The 21,958-nt window shown below is 59.1% G+C and carries 20 protein-coding genes; 15 read left to right on the forward strand and 5 right to left on the reverse strand.

What is annotated here, in order from left to right; genetic code table 11:
- The first annotated feature begins 285 nt into the window (after window positions 1-285).
- The 13 genes from AC1MEA_RS23810 to AC1MEA_RS23870 all read left to right on the forward strand — a co-directional run bounded on the left by AC1MEA_RS23810 (window position 286) and on the right by AC1MEA_RS23870 (window position 11,916).
- Window positions 286-1,482, forward strand: a complete 1,197-nt coding sequence (locus tag AC1MEA_RS23810) for an alpha-hydroxy acid oxidase (protein WP_480417562.1) — start codon at window positions 286-288, stop codon at window positions 1,480-1,482.
- 4 nt (window positions 1,483-1,486) lie between these two features.
- Window positions 1,487-2,863, forward strand: a complete 1,377-nt coding sequence (locus AC1MEA_RS23815; RefSeq protein ID WP_480417563.1) for an FAD-binding oxidoreductase — start codon at window positions 1,487-1,489, stop codon at window positions 2,861-2,863.
- A gap of 178 nt (window positions 2,864-3,041) precedes the next feature.
- The gene (locus tag AC1MEA_RS23820) at window positions 3,042-3,878 is read left to right on the forward strand and encodes a transporter substrate-binding domain-containing protein (RefSeq protein ID WP_449635192.1); all 837 of its coding nucleotides are present in this window, start codon (window positions 3,042-3,044) and stop codon (window positions 3,876-3,878) included.
- A 74-nt stretch (window positions 3,879-3,952) separates the two neighbouring features.
- Window positions 3,953-4,612: an amino acid ABC transporter permease gene (locus AC1MEA_RS23825; RefSeq protein WP_219060764.1), complete on the forward strand. Its 660-nt coding sequence runs from the start codon at window positions 3,953-3,955 to the stop codon at window positions 4,610-4,612.
- The gene (locus tag AC1MEA_RS23830) at window positions 4,609-5,280 is read left to right on the forward strand and encodes an amino acid ABC transporter permease (RefSeq protein ID WP_219060763.1); all 672 of its coding nucleotides are present in this window, start codon (window positions 4,609-4,611) and stop codon (window positions 5,278-5,280) included. The genes AC1MEA_RS23825 and AC1MEA_RS23830 overlap by 4 nt, the downstream gene beginning before the upstream one ends.
- Before the next feature lie 98 nt (window positions 5,281-5,378).
- Entirely contained in the window at window positions 5,379-6,218 is an 840-nt protein-coding gene (locus AC1MEA_RS23835) for an amino acid ABC transporter ATP-binding protein (protein WP_480918211.1), read from the forward strand.
- Window positions 6,215-7,351 carry a histidinol-phosphate transaminase gene (gene hisC / locus AC1MEA_RS23840; RefSeq protein WP_480417564.1) on the forward strand — a complete coding sequence of 379 codons (1,137 nt, stop codon included), beginning with the start codon at window positions 6,215-6,217 and terminating at the stop codon, window positions 7,349-7,351. Before AC1MEA_RS23835 ends, hisC begins: the two co-directional genes overlap by 4 nt.
- The gene (gene hutC / locus AC1MEA_RS23845) at window positions 7,351-8,088 is read left to right on the forward strand and encodes a histidine utilization repressor (protein WP_480417565.1); all 738 of its coding nucleotides are present in this window, start codon (window positions 7,351-7,353) and stop codon (window positions 8,086-8,088) included. Before hisC ends, hutC begins: the two co-directional genes overlap by 1 nt.
- 202 nt (window positions 8,089-8,290) lie before the next feature.
- Window positions 8,291-9,148: a lipase family protein gene (locus AC1MEA_RS23850; protein ID WP_480417566.1), complete on the forward strand. Its 858-nt coding sequence runs from the start codon at window positions 8,291-8,293 to the stop codon at window positions 9,146-9,148.
- Between the two features lie 12 nt (window positions 9,149-9,160).
- Window positions 9,161-10,636, forward strand: a complete 1,476-nt coding sequence (locus AC1MEA_RS23855) for a metallophosphoesterase family protein (RefSeq protein ID WP_480417567.1) — start codon at window positions 9,161-9,163, stop codon at window positions 10,634-10,636.
- Window positions 10,637-10,654: 18 nt separating this feature from the next.
- A complete protein-coding gene (locus AC1MEA_RS23860; RefSeq protein ID WP_219060758.1) occupies window positions 10,655-11,431 on the forward strand; it encodes a hypothetical protein in 777 nt (258 codons plus the stop codon).
- A gap of 96 nt (window positions 11,432-11,527) precedes the next feature.
- Complete coding sequence (locus AC1MEA_RS23865) at window positions 11,528-11,692, forward strand: hypothetical protein (RefSeq protein ID WP_480417568.1); 165 nt, start codon at window positions 11,528-11,530, stop codon at window positions 11,690-11,692.
- The gene (locus tag AC1MEA_RS23870; protein ID WP_480417569.1) at window positions 11,689-11,916 is read left to right on the forward strand and encodes a hypothetical protein; all 228 of its coding nucleotides are present in this window, start codon (window positions 11,689-11,691) and stop codon (window positions 11,914-11,916) included. The genes AC1MEA_RS23865 and AC1MEA_RS23870 overlap by 4 nt, the downstream gene beginning before the upstream one ends.
- 123 nt (window positions 11,917-12,039) lie before the next feature.
- Here AC1MEA_RS23870 and AC1MEA_RS23875 read toward each other — a convergent pair whose 3' ends face one another.
- On the reverse strand, window positions 12,040-12,303 hold the full coding sequence (locus AC1MEA_RS23875; RefSeq protein WP_219060756.1) for a DUF2790 domain-containing protein: 264 nt from the start codon (window positions 12,301-12,303) through the stop codon (window positions 12,040-12,042).
- Between the two features lie 473 nt (window positions 12,304-12,776).
- On the opposite strand from AC1MEA_RS23875, the gene AC1MEA_RS23880 reads away from it, so the two are divergent.
- The gene (locus AC1MEA_RS23880; protein ID WP_219060755.1) at window positions 12,777-13,910 is read left to right on the forward strand and encodes an HlyD family secretion protein; all 1,134 of its coding nucleotides are present in this window, start codon (window positions 12,777-12,779) and stop codon (window positions 13,908-13,910) included.
- The gene (locus tag AC1MEA_RS23885; protein WP_480417570.1) at window positions 13,907-15,499 is read left to right on the forward strand and encodes a DHA2 family efflux MFS transporter permease subunit; all 1,593 of its coding nucleotides are present in this window, start codon (window positions 13,907-13,909) and stop codon (window positions 15,497-15,499) included. The genes AC1MEA_RS23880 and AC1MEA_RS23885 overlap by 4 nt, the downstream gene beginning before the upstream one ends.
- A 38-nt stretch (window positions 15,500-15,537) precedes the next feature.
- Here the strand turns inward: AC1MEA_RS23885 and AC1MEA_RS23890 are convergent, their stop codons facing one another.
- From AC1MEA_RS23890 to AC1MEA_RS23905, 4 genes are all read right to left on the reverse strand, one after another.
- Complete coding sequence (locus tag AC1MEA_RS23890; protein ID WP_219060753.1) at window positions 15,538-16,296, reverse strand: slipin family protein; 759 nt, start codon at window positions 16,294-16,296, stop codon at window positions 15,538-15,540.
- Window positions 16,297-16,310: 14 nt separating this feature from the next.
- Complete coding sequence (locus AC1MEA_RS23895; RefSeq protein ID WP_480417571.1) at window positions 16,311-17,636, reverse strand: NfeD family protein; 1,326 nt, start codon at window positions 17,634-17,636, stop codon at window positions 16,311-16,313.
- 86 nt (window positions 17,637-17,722) lie between these two features.
- The gene (locus tag AC1MEA_RS23900; protein ID WP_480417572.1) at window positions 17,723-18,652 is read right to left on the reverse strand and encodes an autotransporter domain-containing protein; all 930 of its coding nucleotides are present in this window, start codon (window positions 18,650-18,652) and stop codon (window positions 17,723-17,725) included.
- Between the two features lie 338 nt (window positions 18,653-18,990).
- On the reverse strand, window positions 18,991-21,882 hold the full coding sequence (locus AC1MEA_RS23905) for a sensor domain-containing phosphodiesterase (protein WP_219060750.1): 2,892 nt from the start codon (window positions 21,880-21,882) through the stop codon (window positions 18,991-18,993).
- Between the last annotated feature and the right edge of the window lie 76 nt (window positions 21,883-21,958).

Raw genomic sequence — 21,958 nt, forward strand, 5'->3', positions numbered from 1 at the left:
CATGCTTACGCTCACCGCTTGTTTTTCTGACAATCAACTTCGGCTTGTCATCCGCAATTGCCTGGTTTCCCTTCGCCCCATCAGTGGGCGGAACGACCTCAATGGGTGCAACTTTCGGTGACAGTCTCTGCCAGGAATACCCGAGAAATCCTGTTTGATTCTGTAAACACAGGCTCAGGAACGACCCTCATGATGTGCAATTGGCGCATTGGCCTGCATCTTGCCTTACCCGTATAGACAGGATCATATAGCTATATATGCGCCTTCACCGACTCAGGAGCGTGCATGCGTCGCTATCATTCAGGCCCGGACTTCCGTCGCGCACACAGCATTGCCGAACTGGCATCGATGGCACGCCAACGGCTGCCGCACTTCGCCTGGGAATACCTGGAAGGCGGTGCCGAAGAGGAGCTGACCCTCAAGCGCAACCGTCAAGCCTTCGCCGACATCAGCCTGCTGCCGCACACCCTGATCCCCTGCACTGCCGCGCGCACCCAACGCTCGCTGCTGGGCACAACCTTGCCACTGCCCTTGGCCATCGGCCCGACTGGCTACAACGGCATGCTCTACCGCGATGCCGACATTCACCTGGCGCGGGCCGCCACTGAGCGTGGCCTGCCCTTTACCCTCAGCACCGTGTCCACCAGCTCGCTGGAGCAGATAGTCGCCGCAGTCCCTGAGGTCAATCTGTGGTTCCAGTTGTACTGCCTGCGTGACCCTCAAGTGCAACAAGACCTGTTGCAGCGCGCCACTGCCGTTGGCTGCAAAACGCTGCTGCTGACCAGCGATGCCGTGTTGCTGGGCAATCGCGAGTGGGACAAGCGCAATTTCGTCCGCCCGCGCCAACTGAGCCTGCGCAACACGCTCAATGTACTGCGTCATCCGCGCTGGATGAAGCAGACGTTATGGCCACACGGCTTGCCGAACCTGGCCAATATCGAACGCTATCTGCCCGCCGAACACCGCACCGTCGAAGGTGCCGCGCACTTTATCGGCTCGCAGATGGACACCGGGCTTGATTGGGATGCCTTGGCGCGACTGCGGGATCGTTGGCCTCAACACCTGCTGCTCAAAGGCGTGCTGCATCCGGCAGATGCCGAAAAGGCCGTCGCCCTGGGACTCGACGGGCTGGTGATCAGTAACCATGGTGGCCGCCAACTCGATGGTGTGCCCGCCAGCATTGAATGCTTGCCAGCGATTGCCGCCGTGGCCAAAGGCAAGCTGGCGTTGCTGCTCGACAGTGGAATCCGCCGTGGCACCGACATTCTCAAGGCCTGCGCGCTGGGTGCCGATGCGGTTCTGCTGGGACGCGCTACCTTGTATGGAGTGGCCGTCGGCGGTCAGGCCGGTGCCGGGCATGCCCTCGATCTGCTGACACAGGAGTTACGTCTGGCCCTGTCCTTGCTCGGCCAACCGGACTTGAGCCAGCTCGACAGTCGCGGGTTGCGCCTGAATCCTCTTTCTTCTTTTACCGTGAGCTAGGCCAATGCCTCATCTACAACAGACCCTCGAGCAATTGCGTGCAGCATTGGGTGACACGGCGGTAGTCACGGGCGCCGCGATCAATCAACGGCACTACAGCGACTGGACCGGACACGCACCTGCCTGTCCGGCGGCGGTGTTATTGCCAAGAAGCACCGAGGACGTCGTCGCCGCCTTGCGCATCTGCAACGCAGCACGGCAAACGATCGTGCCTCAAGGGGGAATGACCGGACTGGCTGGCGGCGCGGTGCCTCGGGAAACCGACATCGCCCTGTCACTGGAGCGGATGCGCGGCATCGAAGAAATCGACCCCGCCGCCGCCACCATCAGTGTCTGGGCGGGCACCACGCTGCAAGAGATTCAGCACGCGGCGCTCGACGCAGGCTTTCTATTCCCTCTGGACCTGGGTGCCCGAGGCTCATGCCAGATCGGTGGCAATATCGCGACCAACGCGGGTGGCAATGCGGTGATCCGCTATGGCATGACCCGAGACCTGGTGCTCGGCCTGGAAGTGGTTTTGGCCGATGGCCGCGTGCTCAATCTGCTGAACAAAATGATCAAGAACAACTGTGGTTATGACCTGAAACAGTGCTTCATCGGCAGCGAAGGCACCCTTGGGGTGATCACCCGCGCCATCTTGAAGCTCGCGCCATTACCCGGTGAAACCACGACCCTGCTGTGCGCCCTGCCCGACTACGCCAGCGCGGTGTGCCTGCTGCGGCGTGTGCAACGCAGCGTCGGCACACCGCAAGCCTATGAGCTGATGTGGCAGGATTTCTTCCGCCTGGGCGTTTCCTGGCTGGAAAATCCGGTAGCACCGATATCGCAGGATTATCCACTGTACGTATTGCTGGAATCCGCCGCCCCCCGCGAGCGGCTGGAGCAGGCCCTGGAAGATGCCATCAACGCTGGCGAAGTGGTGGATGCAGTGCTGGCCAGTTCACAGACCCAAGCCCGCGCACTGTGGAAGATTCGCGAAGCGACCGGTGAATTTCCGTTGCGCATGACGCCATTGAATTTCGACGTGAGTCTGCCCATTGGCCAGATCGGCGACTTCGCCGAGCTGTGTCGTCAGCGCCTTGAGCAACGCTGGCCGGGTAACCGCAGCGTGTACTTCGGTCACATCGGTGACAGCAACCTGCACCTGACCGTGGACTGCGATTCGTTGCCACAGCCAGCACCTGTCCTTGAGATTGAGGAACTGGTCTATACCGCCATCGGTGAGTTGGGCGGATCGGTGTCCGCTGAACATGGCATCGGCCTGCTCAAGCGCGAGTTTCTTCATCACTCGGTCAGCCATGAAGCGCGCCAGGCGATGCAGCAACTCAAGGATTGCTATGACCCCAACGGCATTCTCAATCCAGGGAAAATACTCGACTGAAGCTCATCTCAGGTTGTACATACAGGTATGGCACGCTAACTGCACTGAGCAATAGGCAAGATCCCATTGAGTCACCCGCAAGAACCCTTAGCAACAATCATAAAAATCAACACCGCAGCCAACACAAGAACCGACACAAACCACCAGCGTTCACTGCATCTGATGAAGGAGTTACCCCATGCAACTCGATTCTCTGTTCAGTAAGACATTCAACGGCCTGTGCGTCGCCATGGCCCTGGCCGTTGCTCCCCTGGCGGCGCATGCCGATCAACTGGCCGATGTGAAAAAAGCCGGTGAGCTGGTTGTGGGCACCGAACTGCAATTTGCACCGTTCGACTTCACCGACAACGGCAAACAGAAAGGTCTGAACGCCGAAGTGTTCGAACAACTGGGCAAAGAACTGGGGGTCAAGATCAAGTTCCTCGACCTGCCGTGGCCGAGCGTATTGCCAGGGCTGGAAGCGAAGAAATTCGACGTGGTCGCTGGCCCTATTATCGTCACCAAGGCGCGCAAAGAGCGCTACCACTTCGTGATGCCGATCGCCGAAGCGACCGTAGCGCTGATGATTGGCGCCAAAGACGAGACCATCAAAAAGCCTGAAGATATCTCTGGCAAGACCGTCGGCGCAGGCAAAGGATCGGCGCAGCTCGAAGAGCTCAAATCCTTCGCCGCGACCCTGCCGGAGAAAGTCACGATCCGCGAGTACGTCGACAACAACCAGGCCTATGCCGACCTGGCGGCCAAGCGCATCGTCGCAGTGGCCAACTCCCTGCCGAACATTTCCTATGTCGCGGCCGAGAAATCAAACGTGTACAAAGTGGTCATGCCGCCGTTCGGCAAGAAATCCTACTTTGCCTACCTGGGACGCAAGGATGACGACGCCAACAGCCTGATCGCCGCCCTCAACGCCGCCATGCTGAAAATGCATGAAGACGGTCGCCTCGCCAGCCTGCAGAAAAAATGGCTCGGGGCCGAAATGGACGTGCCTAAAGCTGACTTCGACCCAACCTGGTAAACCGCTTTAGCGGGTTGGATCAACGGATCGCCGGCTCAACCAGGCCGGCGATCATCGAGGGTGGAGTCACGACGATGTTCGATTGGCCTTTACTGCTGCAAAACCTGCCGTTGCTGCTGAGCAGCCTGCTGGTGACCCTTGAGGTTTCGGTCGCGGCACTGGTTTTTGGTTTTGTCATCGGCGTTATCGTCGGCAGCTTGCGGTTGTCACCCGTGCCGCTGTTAAGACGTCTGGGTGGCGCCTATATATTCGTGTTCCGCGGCATTCCGCTGCTGGTGCAATTGCTGTTTATCTATTACTTCCTGCCGCGCATTGGCCTGCCAAACGTCTCGCCCATGGTGGCGGCAGTGATCGGCCTGTCGCTGGCGGCAGGGGCTTATATCGCCGAGATCATGCGCGGTGGTTTTCTCGCCATTCCCGGCGGGCAACTGGAAGCCGCCGGCCTGCTGGGCATGAGCGCAGGGCAAATGCTGGTGCGCATTCGCGTGCCTCAAGCCGTGCGCCTGACCCTGCCGGCGCTGGTCAATGAAATGATTCTGCTGATCAAGGCGTCGTCGCTGGTATCCGTAGTGGGTCTGGCCGACCTGACCCGTACCGCACAGAACATAGCGGCCAGTGACTACATGTTCGTTCAGGACTACCTGATGCTGGCTGGTTTTTACTGCCTGATCAACATTCCGCTGGCGTTTTGTGGTGGCCTGCTGGAGCGTCATCTGAAGGAGCGAGCCCTATGATTTTCGACCCCAGGATCATCACCGAGCACCTCGGTGACATCGGCCAAGGTTTCATGGTCACCCTCGGCACCTGGTCTGCCGGTGTCGCTCTCGGGCTCATACTCGGCATGCTGATCGCCGTCGCGCAGCTGTTCGGCAACACCCTGGTTCGCGCGCCGCTACGGGTATTCATCGAGGTGATTCGAAGTACGCCGTTTCTGGTCCAGCTGTTTCTGGTGTATTACGGCGGGCCGTCTTTTGGGCTCAGTCTGGAGCCCATCCCGGCCGGAATCCTCGGTCTGGGCATCTATGGCAGTGTCTATTTCGCCGAGATTTTTCGCACCGGTTTTGAGTCCGTGGCCCGTGGCCAACTGGAGGCGGCCGACTGCCTGGGCATCAGCCGCCTGCAATGCATCACGCGCATTCAGATTCCGCAAATGCTGGTGATCATCCTCCCGGCACTGGTCAATCTGGTGACCATCCTGTGCAAGGAAACCGCCGTGCTGTCGATCATCACCATCCCCGAACTGACCATGGTCCTGACCGGCATCGGCTCGGAAACCTTCGCCTTTGTCGAAACCCTGCTGGTGCTGTGCATCGGCTACCTGCTACTGGTGGAAGCGTGCTCACGGCTGGGCATGCTGCTAGAAGTGCGGGTCGGGCGTTTCATGCAGAAGCAGCCACGATGAACGACGCCCTCCGCCCCGTCACAGGCCCGCGCCCGGCACCCACGACGGCAATCCCGACCGCCACGCACTTACCCGCATTGCAAGAATCAGGTGAAGCGATGAAAACTCCCGAAGCACTCTCCGACAACCGCGAGCCTATGCTGAAACTGCACAGCGTCGGCAAAAGTTTCGGCCCGTTGCGCGTACTCAAGGGCATCGACTTGCAAGTCCGGCACTCAGAAGTGGTGTGCCTGATCGGCCCGTCCGGTTCGGGTAAAAGTACCCTGCTGCGCAGCATGGCGTTTCTCGAAGAATACGACGAAGGCGAGATTTACATCGAAGGCAAACTGCTCGGCTGGGTGCCAGACAACGGCAAGGGCCGCAAACGCGCCGCGCAATCCCAGATCAATAGGGTGCGGCGCAATGTCGGCATGGTCTTTCAGCAATTCAACCTGTGGCCGCACATGACCGCGCTGGGCAACGTCAGTGAAGCGTTGCTGCGCGTGCGTAAACTGTCTGCCGCCGATGCGCGGCAACGGGCCATGGCGATGCTCGATAAAGTTGGCCTCGCCCACAAGGCGGATGCTTATCCAGCCCAGCTTTCCGGTGGTCAGCAACAGCGTGTGGCGATTGCCCGAGCACTGGCCATGGAGCCGCACATCATGCTGTTCGATGAGCCGACCTCGGCCCTCGACCCGGAGCTGGTCGGCGAGGTGCTGCAAGTCATGAAAACCCTGGCCAAAGAAGGCATGACCATGGTCGTGGTCACCCATGAAATGGGCTTCGCCGCGCAAGTGGCCGACTCGGTGGTGTTTCTCGATCAGGGGGAAGTCGTCGCGCGCGGCACGCCGCACGAGATATTTCATAACGCCGAACACCCGCGTCTACAGCAGTTCCTGCAGAACTACCTGGACCGCAACGCGTTCTGGCAGGACAGCAAAGAAGTGAGCCCGGCATGAGCGCGTCCGATTTGAACCTGCTGGCTCGCGCCGAAGTGCGCGACCTTGCCAGCTACAACGCAGGCCTCAGCTCGGAGGCGGTGCGCAAACGCTTTGGCCTGACCCGCGTCGCCAAACTCGGCAGCAATGAAAATCCGCTCGGTCCGGCCCCCGCTGTGGCCGCCGCCATGGCCCAGGCGTGCAGCGAAATTGCCCTGTACCCGGACGCCAACTGCCTGGTGTTACGCACCGCCCTCTCGAAAAAGCTCGGGGTGCCGGGTAATCAATTGGTGTTCGGCAATGGCTCGGAGGATCTCCTGAGTATCGTCAGCCGAGTGTTTCTCGACCATGGCGATGAAGTGGTGACTGTGGTGCCGTCCTTCGGTCTGCACTTCATCTATCCGATGGCCGCAGGCGCCCAGGTTGTGGGCGTACCGATGACCGCCGACGGTGCCTTCGACGTAGCGTCGATGATTGCAGCACTGACGCCGCGTACGCGTTTGCTGATGTTTTCCTGCCCGTCCAACCCGGTCGGCAGCACCCTCAACGCCAATGAACTGCAACAACTGCTCGCGGCATTGCCTGCGCACTGTTTACTGGTGTTCGACGAAGCCTATTACGAATACGCGCAACATGAAGCCGAGTACCCGGACTGCCTGGGCCTGATCCAGGACAGCGCTAAACCGTTCATTTTGCTGCGTACCTTTTCCAAAGCCTACTCGCTGGCAGGCCTGCGCATCGGGTACGGTATCGTCAGTGATCCCGTGTTGGCAGACCTGATTGATCGCCTGCGCACGCCTTTCAATATCAACCGCGTGGCCCAGGCTGCGGCGGTTGCGGCATTGGCCGATGATGAGCACCTGCACGCCACCCTCGAACATGTCGCCCGCGAACGTCGCCGGATGGCCATTGCGCTACAGGGTTTGGGCATCGTCAATGTGCCGTCGATGGCCAACTTCCTGTTTTTCTCCACACCCCTAGCAGCCGAGACCGTCAACCAGGCGCTGTTACGCCTGGGCGTGATCATCAAACCCTGGCGTGAGGCCGGGCATACCCGGTATTTGCGAGTATCCGTCGGCAGTCGTGAGGATAACGATCTGTTTCTTGAGGCTTTGGCAAGCGTCCTCACCCAACAGCACGTGCGGAGCGCCTGATGATAAAAGCCGCACCGCAGGCCCTCTACCAGCGAGCGAAGGACTTTGTGCAAGGCAAACTTCGCTCTGGCGAATGGAAGCCCGGCGAAATGATTCCTTCGGAAAACCGTCTGGTGCAAGAGCTGAGCATGTCGCGCATGACCGTCAACCGGGCGTTGCGAGAATTGACCGGGGAAGGCCATCTGGTGCGGGTCTCAGGGGTCGGCACCTTTGTCGCCGAGAGCAAGCCGCAATCGAACCTGCTGCGCATCACCAACATTGCTGACGAAATCATTGCCCGTGGACATCGGTACTCCTGCCAGGTGCTGCATCTGGGTCGCGAAGCCGCCTCAATGGCCGTGGCTGCTGCCTTGGCGTTGTCCACCGGCACCTCGGTATTTCACCTGCTGTGCGTGCACTGTGAAGAAGGCGTGCCGGTGCAACTGGAGGACCGTTACGTCAACCCCGAGCTGGCGCCCGAGTTTATTCAGCAAACATTCGGCGAACACCTGCAAGCGTCCCGGTACCTGCTGCAAGTGATCCACCCTGACGAAATGGAACACATCGTAGAAGCCAGCCATCCCAGCAACGATGAAAGCAAATACATGCAGATCGATGCCAGTGAGCCCTGCCTGGTGCTGATGCGTCGGACCTGGTGCGGCGGCAAGGTTGTCACTTACGTGCGTCTGGTTCATCCCTCATCACGCTATCGACTTGGCAGCCGCCTGCCGGTCAGCGGCGCTCACCGCGATAGCTGAGTGGCCCCACCGCTCACAGCACAAAACAATTCAGTCTTTTCAGGTGGCAGGTTCTCTAATCCCAACTAGCTTAACTGTTGCATCCACGGTGGTCAGAGGCTGCGGATGCAAAACCCGGCCCGTCCAGTTGTCGCGCCTCAATTGTGTATAGCGATTGAGTTTGAAGGCCGAACATTCCCGTTCTGCAAGGAGCGCACAGGCGATGTCGGCTCTCGAATACGATCCCTCGCAAACAGCCCTCTATCACCCCGAAGCACAGCCTTCTGTTTTTGCTTCAGTCCCTGCGCAGGGTGACCTTTCTTTGGCGGTCGAGGCGGCCCGGCTGGCCTACCTGCGCACCGAAGAGTCTGACGCTGCCAGGCTTACGTTGAAGATCACACTCTCGAGCCAAGGATTCGGGCAACCCGAGTACTTTCGGCATGGCCCGACAGGCAGCGAGGGCTTCGGCACCCTACGCGATGATGGCAGCGCGCTTATAGCCCTGCGAGGCACGCAAATTGACCACATAAAAGACTTGATATCGGATGTGCAGGTGATGCGCATGACGTGGGCACCTGGACACGGTCAGGTGCACAGCGGATTCGCCAAGGCAGCCCTGGGACTCTGGCCTTCCATCCAGACGTGGCTCGACGATACTGCCCATCAACGCACGTCCTTGACCATCACCGGGCATAGCCTGGGCGCCGCCATTGCGACCCTTCTCGCCGAACCCGCAGGGGCGGACCTACTGGTGACCCTTGGGTCGCCACGGGTCGGTGATCCTGACTTTACCCAAGGTTTGGCCGCGCAGAAAAAACTGCGCGTTATGCGGCTGGTCGACTGTTGTGATGTGGTCACCGAATTAGTGCCCGCCAGCCTGGGTTTCGACCATGTGCACGGGCTTGGCTATATCGACCACAACGGCGTCCTGCAGGCATCCTTCTCCGAGGCACAGATCCTCGAAGATCAGGAAAAAGCGCGCGTCGATTATCTGATGCGGTATGCGCGCCATCCCGAAAATGTATTTCTCCGGGATTGGGCTGACCACGCGCCCGTCAATTACGTGCGAGCCTTTTGGTAAGGGAGCAACCGGATGATTCTCAATGCGCGACCGCAAGTGGGAAAGAAGGGCTTCATACAGATCTGGGTCGGCATCTTTTACGTGGACAACAGCGAGCGCGCCGAGGGCCCGACCCTCGCTTTCAAACTCAATGAACAACCCACCGTGCCTGAAAATGGAGAGCTTCACCCCATCAGGGACAGCAAGACCCGAGGCGACCATCAGCCGCTTAATTATCAGGGCGTTTTTCAGTTCAAACAGTTGGCCACGCCAGACCCCGTCAGGCTCCATATCACGGCAAACAACAAAGGCATCGAACTCATCGTCCCGCCCTTTCCGACAAAGGTGCCGGCCAAGCTGGAAGGTACTTTCAATCTGCTTCTGAGTTCCTGTTATTTCCAGCCCGAGGATAAAGGGCTGCTCGGCTACATCGTCAAGGATTTAAGGATCAAACCGGACATGACCGTGCTGGCAGGGGATCAGGTCTATCTTGACCTCCCGCTGTTTGAAGACTTGCCGGAGGACGCCGAGGGACTCGCCCAGGCGTTTGGCACCAAGTACGAAAGAAACTGGATCTCGGATGAACTCAATATCCCCGGGCTGCAGAAAGTCCTGAAAATGGCACCTACTGTGTGCATCCCGGACGACCACGAGCTGTTCAATAATGCACCCGTGGGTCAGGCTCAGTTACCGGGGACTCATTTACCCTCAGCACGCGCGAGGTGGATCAAGGCCGCAACTGGACTGTATGAGGATTACCAACAGGGTGGCCCCCCCGGCAGCGCAGGCACCAGTTATCGCGTTGATATCGAGCCCATGTACATGTTGTTTCTCGATACCCGGATGGCACGCAGTTCGGACTTCGACTCCCCCACAGGGCTCATGTCTGCAAGCACGGTAAAGCAACTCGAGGAATGGGAGCAGGCATTGATGTCGGCCAAAGCGAACCACCAGTCCTGCGTCGGGGTGCTGTCTGGCGGACAAGCCTTGTTCGTCGACACACCCAATGCGCTCGATGAGCGAGTAGCCGATGCCGAGTACAGCAACTTCAAACAGTTCCGGATTATCCAGGACACGCTCGATCGATTGGCCACGCTGCGGATCCCGGTTGTTTATCTGACGGGCGATGTTCATTGGAGTCGGGTGGCCCAAGCCACTCATCGCGCCAGCGGACTTAAACTTCTGACAGAAGTCATCTGTTCACCTTCGTGCCTTATGCGCACCCCGTGGGTGGATCGCTCGAAAGAGCTTATCAACTCCGTCAAAAACTGGCTGGGTCCTGATGACGCGTGGCCTCGTCACTCGCCCCCCGAGCCCGCGCATGGCTGGTTTGGTGCCAATAGCGAGTTTTCTCCTGTGCCGGGCCCACCGTTAAACAAAGGTGATTACGTCGCAATGCTGCAGTTTTGCACGACGGGGCAAGTGGTCGAAATGACCATCACTTTCTTCTCGATCAACGCGCAACGACGCGCCACCCAAGTGGGGCCTTTTGCATTGCTGTCCTATTAATTGACAGGAGTTGCCACCATGCAACAGATCAGGTCCAAAAGCACCGAGGCCAACGCTTATCTGTCCGAGTTGAAGCGCCCAGAGGAAGAAGACAACGTGAAGTGGGCCTCACGGGCGTTGAAAGACATGAAACTGCACAAACGAAATGACTGGAGTCTGATCGCGCTGATCGGGGGTATCGATGTTCTGTCGTTTCGTAGTCGCGTGGCCCAATCTCACTTGAGAAATGACATGCTTCCGTCCTATTGGTCCGATGCGTTATTCCTCAGAACAGGGGCTAATGCGCTGTCAGCCGCGACCGCCATTAATGTCCCCCTGCTGCAACCGGCCAACGGCGTGTTTGCCTCCGAGACCAATGGTGTCGTCGAGCAACCCTTTGCTCGCTTTGCAGACGCCACCAACTGGCCAAACATTGCCTTGATCGCCCTGCCCATCAGCGAAGAAAAAGTTGAGCAGAAGATCACTGATTTTTCTCAGAATCGCGGAGCACTTGATGCGCTCGAACACATCGTCCGCTGGCTGGCGTTTGCCTGGGGAGTGAATGCCGCTCCAAACCCGATTCATGAGCGCACCGGCCTACCTTCAGCGTGCATGCTTGAGGCCGCGTTCGGCGGCGCCGGTCTGGACCTGACGCCGGGACTTGAGACGCGGGCCTCCTGTCCAGAAGCTATCTGGACCGCAGCACGCCACTGGCACGATTATTACGTGACGATGGGCAAAAAAAGCCCAATCGGTCGCTTTGTGGTGGGGAACACCTATGAAATCGATGATCGCAAGGCACTGCCCCGCCCGTAACCGACCGCTCATCGCGGGCAGTGGCTCAACGTCCAGGACAAGAGCATCCCCGCTTTCCCGGCGCCAGGGCGATCATCCTCAATACCGAGTTACCGGATGTGCTCGCTAACCGTCGGTGCGTGGCCTACCATCGCCCCCGGCCTGTGGTTCTACGCAGCGCCCGATACTCGGCTTAAGGAATTGATCATGACCGACCAACACAGCATGCAGCCCGGCTGCCTCGACGGCGCCAGGCCTTCACATCAAGGGGTCGAACAATGAGCCTCGACGGGATCGTGCTGCCAAAAGGCGTGGGACCGGACGCCGATAAGCTATTGAATGCCATCACCCAAGCGGGCACGGCCGATGATTTGAATCGCGCAGGGGGCAAAGCTGAAGGGTTCGTTCTCGGACTCGAGAGCGGAAAAGCGATTAAAAGTCAGATTGCGGAACGTCTTTATGTGGCCTTTGACGACGCGTGCAGCCAACGGCTGACAGAGCTGTAAGCTTAATCATCAGCGGCCTGAAAAGCACAAACGGAAAGCATTAAAAAAGGCTCTGTATCACAGGGCCTTTTTTATACGTCAGGCCATACAGCGTGTTATCAAAACGCTCACGACAATGAACAATCAACCATTAGAGCAACCGGTACCCATCACTAGGTATTCAACAATGTGCTGCTTGCCAGCGGAGTCTAGATAATTCATTTGAACCGGGACGGCTTCACAGACTGCTTGGGGCTCGGTGATCGAGATGACCTTCGCAACGTCCAGTTTCATTGAATAATCGTAGTGCTCTACGACAGGCTGTTGCTGGGCAGTCCCTTCGTGTTTTTCATCGGCCATGCTGACTGCAGACACACAGGCTAATAAAAACAGCAGTGACGCTTTCATCGTTGCATTCCTCTAACTTTAGATGTGGCAGGCAGCCAAACTCTCGACACGTCAATTTCATCTCGCAGACGTGAGTGATCAACGTGTCTGTTTAGGTTTCAATGGTTGGCGAGGTGAAGAGTAGGCGGCAACGGCGCTAACTTACAGTGCCTATTCTGATAAAGACTATGTGCTGTTTTGGTAACAATAACCCCGCACTCTGTTACATGCAGTTAATACACACAAAGACAATACGCAATACGTCGTAGCCCTCGAGCACGTTCATACATCTTCGTCCCAATCTCCCTCTCCTCCCTGCTGACCACCGGTCCAGGCAGTGACTTGCACAATGCGATTTACTCATTCATATTACGACCGTAATATTAACGAGCCCACCGTGAACGGCGCGCCATCCGCACCCGTGGGACGCCAGCGCCGCGAAGCCTGGCCTCCATTGATGTCCACAGCCTCTGAATCCACCAGGTAGTCCTACGATGAATAGCTCAACTGCGGTAGGTGATACCGACACAGCAGTCGCTGTGAGAAAAAGCCGTCCCGCACGGCTCAAACGCCTGCTGTCATGGGTGATGCCGGCCGCTGCGTTGGTGCTGGCCGTGGTTTTTGGCATTCATTGGTGGACGGTCGGGCGCTTTATCGAGTCAACCGACGATGCGTACATCGGTGGTGATGTCACGGTGATCGGCCCGAAAGTCTCCGGTTACATCACTGAACTAAACGTCACCGATAACCAGCGGGTCCACGCGGGCGATCTGTTGGTGAAGATTGATGACCGGGACTACGTTGCGGCGTTGCACAAAGCCGAGGGTGCGGTGGCCGCAGAGGAAGCCTTGTTGGCCAATCTGGACGCTACCGAACAACTGCAATACGCAGTGATCGGGCAAGCAAAAGCCAGCATTGATGCGGCCAACGCCGAGACCGTCCGCTCCCGTGATGACCATTCTCGCTATCAACGGTTGGTTAGCCAGTCAGCGGTGTCGGTCGAAAGCGCACAGCGGGTCGATGCCACCTTCAAAACCGCCCAGGCCAATGGGGCCAAGGCTCAGGCCTCGATGCTGGCGACCCAGCGGCAAATCGCGGTGATCGCCACGCAAAAGCAACAAGCCCGGGCCGCATTGATGCAGGCCAAGGCCGAGCGGGACATGGCCCAACTGAATGTGGGCTACACCGAGTTGCGCGCCCCGGTCGATGGGGTTATCGGCAATCGCCGGGCGCGGGTTGGCGCCTTCGCCGCCGCCGGCTCGCAACAACTGTCGGTGGTACCGGCCAGCGGTCTGTGGGTGGACGCCAACTTCAAAGAGGACCAGTTGGCCCATATGTTTCCTGGCCAGGCAGTGAGCATTCATGCCGATGTGCTGCCGGGCCGCGAATTTCATGGCCATCTGGACAGCCTCGCGCCCGCAACAGGCGCACAGTTCAGCGTGTTGCCCCCCGAAAACGCCACCGGCAATTTCACCAAAATCGTGCAGCGTGTACCGGTGCGGATTCTGCTCGATCAAGCCGACGGCGTTCTGGGCCATTTACGTCCGGGCCTGTCGGTGACGGCTGAGGTCGATACTCACGCCGACTCAGGCCACCGCATCACCGACAATCAGGCCAGCGCACCATGAGTGCCATCGTCTCTGCCCCCGCCAAACCCTTCGACGCCGCGTCGATGGCTACGGCAACCAAAGTATTCGCTTTCGCCACTATGTGCGTCGGCATGTTCATCGCCCTGCTGGATATCCAGATCGTTTCCGCGTCGCTGCGGGATATCGGCGGTGGCCTGTCGGCGGGTACCGATGAAACGGCGTGGGTGCAGACCAGTTACCTGATCGCCGAGATCGTGGTCATTCCGTTGTCGGGCTGGCTGTCGCGAGTGATGTCCACGCGCTGGCTGTTCTGCACGTCAGCAGTGGGTTTCACCCTCGCCAGTCTGCTGTGCGGCGCGGCCTGGAATATTCAAAACATGATTGTGTTTCGGGCGCTGCAAGGGTTCCTTGGGGGCTCGATGATCCCGATGGTGTTTACCTCGGCGTTCATGTTTTTCACCGGCAAACAGAAGGTCATCGCTGCAGCGACCATCGGTGCCATCGCCTCCCTGGCGCCGACCCTTGGCCCGGTTATCGGTGGCTGGATCACGGACATTTCGTCCTGGCACTGGTTGTTCTACATTAACCTGATACCCGGCATTTTCGTCGCGGTGGCCGTGCCGATGCTGGTGCGCATCGACGAGCCGGACCTGTCGCTGCTCAAGGGGGCGGATTACCTGAGCATGGTGTTCATGGCGCTGTTTCTCGGCTGCCTGGAATACACCCTGGAAGAAGGCCCGCGCTGGAACTGGTTCAGCGACAGCACGATCCTGACCACGGCCTGGATCTCCGGGCTGGCGGCGGTCGCCTTCATCGGTCGCACCCTAAGGGTGTCCAACCCCATCGTCGATTTGCGCGCCCTGAAAGAGCGTAATTTCGCGCTCGGTTGTTTCTTCTCATTCATAACCGGCATAGGCCTGTTTGCGACGATTTACCTGACACCTCTGTTTTTGGGCCGGGTGCGCGGCTACAGCGCGCTGGACATCGGTCTGGCGGTTTTTTCCACCGGTGTGTTCCAGATCATGGCGATTCCGCTGTATGCCTTTCTGGCCAATCGCGTCGACTTGCGCTGGATCATGATGGCCGGCCTGGCGCTGTTCGCAGTGTCCATGTGGGACTTCTCGCCCATCACCCACGATTGGGGGGCTCATGAACTGATGTTGCCGCAAGCACTGCGTGGCATTGCCCAACAACTGGCAGTGCCACCCGCCGTGACCCTGACCTTGGGCGGCCTGGCCCTGTCGCGGCTCAAACAAGCCTCCGGCCTGTTCAACCTGATGCGTAACCTCGGCGGCGCCATCGGCATCGCTGCCTGCGCCACGATTTTGAATGACCGCACCAACCTGCACTTCACTCGTTTGGCCGAGCATCTGAACAGCAGCAACGAAGCGATGAACCAATGGCTGAGCCAGGTCGGCGACAACCTTGCAACCCTGGGCCAGACCGGCAGCGAAGGCACCACGGCGGCCCTGCACCAACTGTGGTTGCTGACGTTCCGCGAAGCCCAGACACAAACCTACTCCGACGCGTTTCTGGCGATCATGGTGTGTTTCATCGTCGCGACCGCAATGGTGCCACTGATGCACAAGGTCGTGCCGCCCGCCTCGCCTTCTCCTGATGCTCATTGAGGCCGTCATCGGGGTTGCATCAGGTGCACATAGTCGCCTTACGCCTTGGGCGAAAGGTCGGCCATGCCCTTAAGCAACTCGATGGGCAACGGGAAGACAATCGTCGAGGTGCGGTCGTTGGCAATCACACTCAGGGTCTGCATATAGCGCAACTGCATGGCGCCGGGTTGCCGACCCAGCACTTCAGCGGCTTCTGCCAATTTCTCCGAAGCCTGCAGTTCGCCTTCGGCATGGATTACCTTGGCCCGACGCTCACGTTCAGCTTCAGCCTGTTTGGCGATGGCACGAATCATCGACTCGTTGAGGTCGACGTGTTTAATCTCGACGTTCGCCACCTTGATCCCCCAGGAATCGGTCTGTGCGTCGAGCACTTTCTGAACATCGACATTGAGCCGCTCACGCTCGGCCAGCAGCTCATCCAGCTCGTGCTTGCCCAGCACGGCCCGCAATGTGGTCTGCGCCAGCTGGCTGGTCGCCATGAGAAAATCTTCGACCTGGATGATCGCCCGTTGCGGATCAAGCACCCGAAAGTACAGCACTGCGTTGACCTTCACCGAGACGTTGTCCCGGGTGATCACATCCTGCGGCGGCACATCCAGCACGACCGTACGCAGATCGACCCGCACCATCTGTTGAACCATCGGAATCAGCAGGATCAAGCCCGGCCCCTTGACCTGCCAGAACCGCCCCAGCTGAAACACCACCCCTCGCTCATACTCACGCAGGATACGAAAGGTAGACAACGCCAGCAGTACCAACAGCAACACCAGCGCGCCAAAACCCAGTTGCACAAACATGATCAGTCTCCTTGTTAAGGCGTATCCGGCACCACCGCGACCTCCAGCAGCAGGCCACGACGCGCCACTACCCGGACCCGTTGACCGGGCCGTAACGGTGTTTGACTCAACACCTGCCAGTTTTCACCTTGCAGTTGCACCCAACCACCCAAGGGGTCATCCGCCTGCAATGCGGTTATCGTGACCATGCTGCCGACCAGACCCGCGTCACCGCTGACAACCTGGCGCTGCCGGGCCTTGAGCGCTACCCCGACCAGACCGATGAGGCACAGGGCGCTGACCGCTGCCATCGCGATGATCAGCGGCAGCGCCACCGAAAATCCGGGAGCCTGGGTGTCCATCAACATCGTCGCGCCGCCGATAAAAGCGACAATGCCGCCAAAACCGATCACCCCGAAACTCGGCAGAAACGCCTCGGCCACCATCAGCGCCATGCCCAGCATGATCAGACCGACACCGGCATAACTGACAGGCAACAATTGCAAGGCATACATCGCCAGCAACAAACAAATGCTACCGATGACACCTCCAGCTGCCGAGCCGGGGTTAAAAAATTCGAAAATCAGACCGAACACGCCGATCATCATCAGCACCAGCGCCACATTGGGATTGGTGATGACCGCCAGAGCACGAATGCGCCAGTCCGGATCGTCGTGAATCACCGTCGCATTTGCGGTATGCAACTGCACACTCTGGCCTCCCACGTTCAGGACTTTGCCGTCCAGTTGCCCGAGCAGATCGCTCAAATCCTTGGCCCGGTACTCAATGACGCCAAGTTTCGCGGCTTCAGAATCAGTCAGGCTGACAGCGTCACGTACCGCCTGCTCGGCCCATTCGGCGTTACGCCCGCGCAATTGAGCCAGCCCACGTAAAAAGGCTGACGCATCGCTGATTTGCTTGCGCGTCTCGGTGTCGATTGCAGGAGACCCTGACGGCTCTGGCTGTACGCCAAGCTGAATAGGTGTGGCGGCGCCCAGATGGGTGCCCGGTGCCATGGCCGCGATATGGCTGGCGTAGAGGATATACGTGCCGGCACTCGCCGCACGGGCGCCGCTGGGCCACACATAACTGACCACCGGCACCGGGCTGGCGAGAATGGCTTGCACCATCACCCGCATCGAGCTTTGCAGCCCGCCAGGGGTATCGATGGTGAGCACCACTAACTGCGCCTGCTCGTCCGCGGCCCGGGCCAAGCCATTAACCACGTACTCGGCGCTGGCCGGGCCGATCACGTCGTCCACCGCCAGCACCCTGACCGAACCGTCTGCAGCAGTCGCCCCCACGGACACCCCGAGCAGCCACATCAACAGCACTGTTTTGCGCCACCAGCGACTGCTCACAGAAACCTCCCGAACGTGTCTCGCCGACTGTCACCTGTCATTTTAGTTGACGCCAGCCCCGGACGGATGGGTTTAAGGGGTGGTGCTCACCAGCGCATGCGCACGCCAAGGTTACCGATCAAGCCAAAGGCGTTCTCGGCATCGCTGCTGAAGTCGGCGCTGACAAACAGACTGACGGTCGGCGAGACTTTGGCCAACAGACCCAGGCCCAGTTCTACCGTCGATGAGTTGCGGCTACTGCTGATCTTGTCGACCTGACCCAGGGTAAGCGTCTCCCCGCTGGAATACGTGCGCCAAAGGTTGGTGCGCACGTAGGGTTCGACCGGTAGGCCACGGACCTGGTAGCTCCCGGTGAGGCGTGCACCGACACGACCGCTCCATGACGTCTGCTGATCATAGGGGGCGCTGACCGCCGCCGTGCTCTGACTGCCCAGGGACGCACGCTGGTTGATTAACTGTGCCTGGGGTTCAATGATCCAGTTTTCGCCGATACCGATTGGAAAACCGCCCTCCACCGACAACGTCACGGCGTTGCCTTCGGCGGCTCGCCAGTCGCCTTGTTCCGAGCGTGCCTGACCGTTCAGGCGTGACCCCATCGCGACCAGATTCACATGCCAGCCTTGCGCTGCGGTCAGGCTCCAGTAGGCCCCCAGGCTTTGACTTTGCAGGTTCACGGCATTGGCTGCCGGGGTTGCCACAAAGCCAGCGGTATTGCTCGGCAGAGTACTGGGTCCGACAAACAGGCCCGCGCGCTGGGTGTCCCCGCGAGTGTTTTGCGCGGCATAAAGCGCAGGGCCGATTTGAGCGTTTCCGGGGCCGGCAGCAGCGAGATTCCCTGCCAATCGAACAGGGTCAAGGGGTAGCAAAAAGAGAATCGGAATGTCCCCGCGGGACCAGGAAATCGCTGCATCCTCTGGCGGCGATGCCTGAATTTCCAGGGCGGAGCACAGAAGAATTGAAGTCGAAACAGCGCACACCGCCGATTTGATTTCCTGGTGGGTCATGGAAGTTTTCATTGAGAATTCCTTGCTGTCGCATAAGTACTCGCTCTGGCGTCTCTCCTACCCCGAATGAGGGGCGACCGAAATCATTGAGGCAAGCCCCGACGACCTGCGCTGGCAGGTATTCGAGGCTTGCCTCCGATGGTATTACCGGGGGTAGTTAGTCATAGCTAAGGAGAGGTATGGGGGAGTGTCAAGAAAGTGGACAACATGCTTTTGAATGAATTTGCGATGAACAAATACCTGATAGTTAACACTTCTTTAAGCGCTATTCATTATGCCGAATAGCCCCTAAAAATGGCCTGCGATCGCGGGTAGATCGACTAACCTCTATGCCCTGCACGGCCGACCGATTACCCCAGCCTCCAGGTTCCTGGGGCTCTTGAGGTCTGGATCAGTTCGTTCAGCGCCATGGGCCTGGCGAAGTAATAACCCTGAGCCTGACCAGCCCCCATTTCGCGCAGCAGGTCGAGGGTCTCGACGTCTTCCACGCCTTCGGCCACCACTGAGAGGCCGAGTGATTCGGCCATACGCACGATGGCCCGAACAATGGCGCGGCTGCGCGGGCTGGCGGTGAGTTCGAGGATGAATGACTTGTCGATTTTCAGGCCGCTGAAGCGGTACTGGTGCACATAGCTCAGCGACGAGAACCCCGCGCCGAAGTCATCAAGCACCACCGACATACCGTTGTCGGCCAGTTGCTGCATGGTCCGCCGCGCAATGTCCGGTTCGGCCACCAGCGCGCCCTCGGTCAGTTCCAGGCAGATCCGCGACGGTGCAACCCCATGCCGCGCGAGCAGCGTCAGCACTTCATTGGCGAATTCCGGGCGGGTCATGCTGTAGCTGGAGCAGTTCACGTGCACGGCCGGCCAGTGGGCGTGTTCGGGCTGCGCCAGAATGACGACGATACTGGTCAGCATGTACAGGTCGAGCCGTCCGATCAGGCGCAGGCCTTCTACAGCGGGTAGAAACTGGCCCGGGACGATGACCCGACCGTCAGGCTGGTGCCAGCGAATGAGCGCCTCTAGCGCGACCAACTCGCCTGTTCGCACACAGACGATAGGCTGGAAATAGGGCACCAGTTCGTCAGTGCGCTTTAGGGCATTGCGCAGTGCGCCTTCCTGCTCGACTTGGTCCGACACCTCGCGTCGCACTTCTTGATTGAACACGGCATAGCTGTCGCGACCGCCACTCTTGACCCGATACATCGCCATGTCCGCATCGCGCAACAGGTCCGCCGGTTCATGGTGAAACTGACTGTCGGCGCTGACAATACCGATGCTGCAGGAGGAGAACACTTCATGGCCATTGATAAAAAACGGCAGGTCGAACGCCGCCAGAATCCGCTCCGCAATGTCGACCACCGCGTCGAGCGGCGCCTCGGGCGCAAGCACCGCAAACTCGTCGCCGCCAAGCCTCGCCAGCAGGTCGCTGTCACGCAGACAATTGCGCAAACGGTAGGCTGCCTGCATCAGTAGCAGGTCGCCGAAGTGATGGCCCAGGCTGTCGTTGACCAGCTTGAAGCGGTCAAGGTCGATGAACATCACGGCCAGTGGTCGGCCGTCATTGCCAAACTGAGTCCATGCCACATCAAGGCGCTGCTGCAAATAGCCGCGGTTTGGCAGACCGGTCAATGTGTCGTGGGAGTTCTCGTGTTGCAACTTGGCATTGGCGTGGTCGAGCTCGCGGGTGCGATCCTGAACCCTCGCTTCGAGCTTGAGGTTGGCCGCGTGGATCGCTTCGGCAGCGCTGCGGCGCGACAACGCAGTGTCGATATGACGCGACACGAAGGTCAGCAACTCTTGATCGCGCCGGGAATAGCTCACCTCAGGGGTATAGCTCTGCACCGCGAGCACGCCACGCACCATGTCACCATCGAACAGCGGAATTCCCAGCCAGGAATAAGATCGGGTGGACTCATTGATAATTTCGATTTCGCCGAGGCTCTCCAGCCTCAAGGCCTCGTCCCGATCAATCAGACGTGGCCGGCGCTGGCGTATCACATACTCGGTATACCCACGCTGACCACGTCGCGACGATGGTCGCGTCTTCTGTCGCTCATCGACATAGTAAGGAAAAGTGACCTCTGCGGTCGTGTCGTCAAAGAGCGCGATGTAGAAGTTTTTCGCAAACAACAGATCGCCCACGATCCCGTGCAGACGCTGAAAAAGCTCCTCCATGTCGCCGGATTGGCTCGAGAGTTCGGCAATCTGAAACAGCGCGCTTTGGAGGTGCTCAGCACGCTCTCTGTCCGCCACCTCCTGACGCAGCGCATTGTTGAGCTCCGACAGTTCCAGGGTGCGCCGCAACACCGTTTCTTCCAGGTCGGCACGGTGCAGTATCCGGTCGAGCGCCATGGCCACGTGTCGCGCAACAACCAGGAACAGCGCCCGGTCTTCGGCGCTGTAAGCGCGCGAAACGTCATACACCTGCATCGCCAGCATGCCGAACACATCATCCGATGCATTTTTAAGCGGCGCGCCCATCCAGAACTCGGGCCGGTGGCCTACACAAAAGAATCGGCCTTGGGCTTGGGCGGTGCGAATACCGGCGGCATCGATCAGCAGTGGCTGGCCGCTGGTCAGCACCTGCCCGGTCAAGGACAAGTGCGTGGGATCGAGAAATTCGTAGTTCTCGGCTTCCAGTGCGTCGACATCAATGATGTCGACGTAATAGGGGTAGGTAATTTTGCCGCTGCGAGCATCATAGAGCGCGAGGTAAAAATTCTCGGCGTCGATCAGCGTCGCGAGTAAACGGTGAACCCCGACCAGAAAGACCGAACGCTCACGTGTGGAGCTGGCCAGGTAGGTGATTTCATACAGCACGCGCTGGGTAATTTGCGCCCGAGCCAGCGTATCGGTCTGCACCTGAACGCCCAGACGCAGGGCAAAGTCGACCAAGGCAGGATTGGCTGCGTCATCCAATGGCGCCAATAGCCAACCCAGCACACTTTCACCGTTACCCGTTGGCCAACGGTGCAGTTTCCCGGCAACGCAAAAAGCATCGAACGCGTCATTGGCGATACTGGCAGGCCATTGCATCTGCGGATCGCCCTGCCCCACCAGGTGCATTTGCTCACCGGCTCTGTACGCGACCCATGACGTCGTGTGGCTCCAGCTCCGGGCTGCTGCAAACAGCGTTTCAATCGCATCCCTGGCACTGCCCGAGCTGCCGATAGTTTGAGAGGCGACATCGCCGCAATCACTCGATTGCCCCAAGGTGTCGGTCAAAGGCCGGAAACTCATCAGCGCTCCATGAGCCAGAAACTGGCGGTACACATCTTAGTTGTAGTAATCGATGTGCTAACAATCCTTTTTTTTA

The sequence above is a fragment of the Pseudomonas sp. ASL8 genome, from assembly GCF_056680355.1.

Bases quoted from the DNA above. Each gene is read 5' to 3' on its own strand.
- AC1MEA_RS23810 (WP_480417562.1), top strand. From the start codon at position 286: ATGCGTCGCTATCATTCAGGCCCGGACTTCCGTCGCGCACACAGCATT.
- AC1MEA_RS23815 (WP_480417563.1), top strand. From the start codon at position 1,487: ATGCCTCATCTACAACAGACCCTCGAGCAATTGCGTGCAGCATTGGGT.
- AC1MEA_RS23820 (WP_449635192.1), top strand. From the start codon at position 3,042: ATGCAACTCGATTCTCTGTTCAGTAAGACATTCAACGGCCTGTGCGTC.
- AC1MEA_RS23825 (WP_219060764.1), top strand. From the start codon at position 3,953: ATGTTCGATTGGCCTTTACTGCTGCAAAACCTGCCGTTGCTGCTGAGC.
- AC1MEA_RS23830 (WP_219060763.1), top strand. From the start codon at position 4,609: ATGATTTTCGACCCCAGGATCATCACCGAGCACCTCGGTGACATCGGC.
- AC1MEA_RS23835 (WP_480918211.1), top strand. From the start codon at position 5,379: ATGAAAACTCCCGAAGCACTCTCCGACAACCGCGAGCCTATGCTGAAA.
- hisC (WP_480417564.1), top strand. From the start codon at position 6,215: ATGAGCGCGTCCGATTTGAACCTGCTGGCTCGCGCCGAAGTGCGCGAC.
- hutC (WP_480417565.1), top strand. From the start codon at position 7,351: ATGATAAAAGCCGCACCGCAGGCCCTCTACCAGCGAGCGAAGGACTTT.
- AC1MEA_RS23850 (WP_480417566.1), top strand. From the start codon at position 8,291: ATGTCGGCTCTCGAATACGATCCCTCGCAAACAGCCCTCTATCACCCC.
- AC1MEA_RS23855 (WP_480417567.1), top strand. From the start codon at position 9,161: ATGATTCTCAATGCGCGACCGCAAGTGGGAAAGAAGGGCTTCATACAG.
- AC1MEA_RS23860 (WP_219060758.1), top strand. From the start codon at position 10,655: ATGCAACAGATCAGGTCCAAAAGCACCGAGGCCAACGCTTATCTGTCC.
- AC1MEA_RS23865 (WP_480417568.1), top strand. From the start codon at position 11,528: ATGTGCTCGCTAACCGTCGGTGCGTGGCCTACCATCGCCCCCGGCCTG.
- AC1MEA_RS23870 (WP_480417569.1), top strand. From the start codon at position 11,689: ATGAGCCTCGACGGGATCGTGCTGCCAAAAGGCGTGGGACCGGACGCC.
- AC1MEA_RS23875 (WP_219060756.1), bottom strand. From the start codon at position 12,303: ATGAAAGCGTCACTGCTGTTTTTATTAGCCTGTGTGTCTGCAGTCAGC.
- AC1MEA_RS23880 (WP_219060755.1), top strand. From the start codon at position 12,777: ATGAATAGCTCAACTGCGGTAGGTGATACCGACACAGCAGTCGCTGTG.
- AC1MEA_RS23885 (WP_480417570.1), top strand. From the start codon at position 13,907: ATGAGTGCCATCGTCTCTGCCCCCGCCAAACCCTTCGACGCCGCGTCG.
- AC1MEA_RS23890 (WP_219060753.1), bottom strand. From the start codon at position 16,296: ATGTTTGTGCAACTGGGTTTTGGCGCGCTGGTGTTGCTGTTGGTACTG.
- AC1MEA_RS23900 (WP_480417572.1), bottom strand. From the start codon at position 18,652: ATGAAAACTTCCATGACCCACCAGGAAATCAAATCGGCGGTGTGCGCT.
- AC1MEA_RS23905 (WP_219060750.1), bottom strand. From the start codon at position 21,882: ATGAGTTTCCGGCCTTTGACCGACACCTTGGGGCAATCGAGTGATTGC.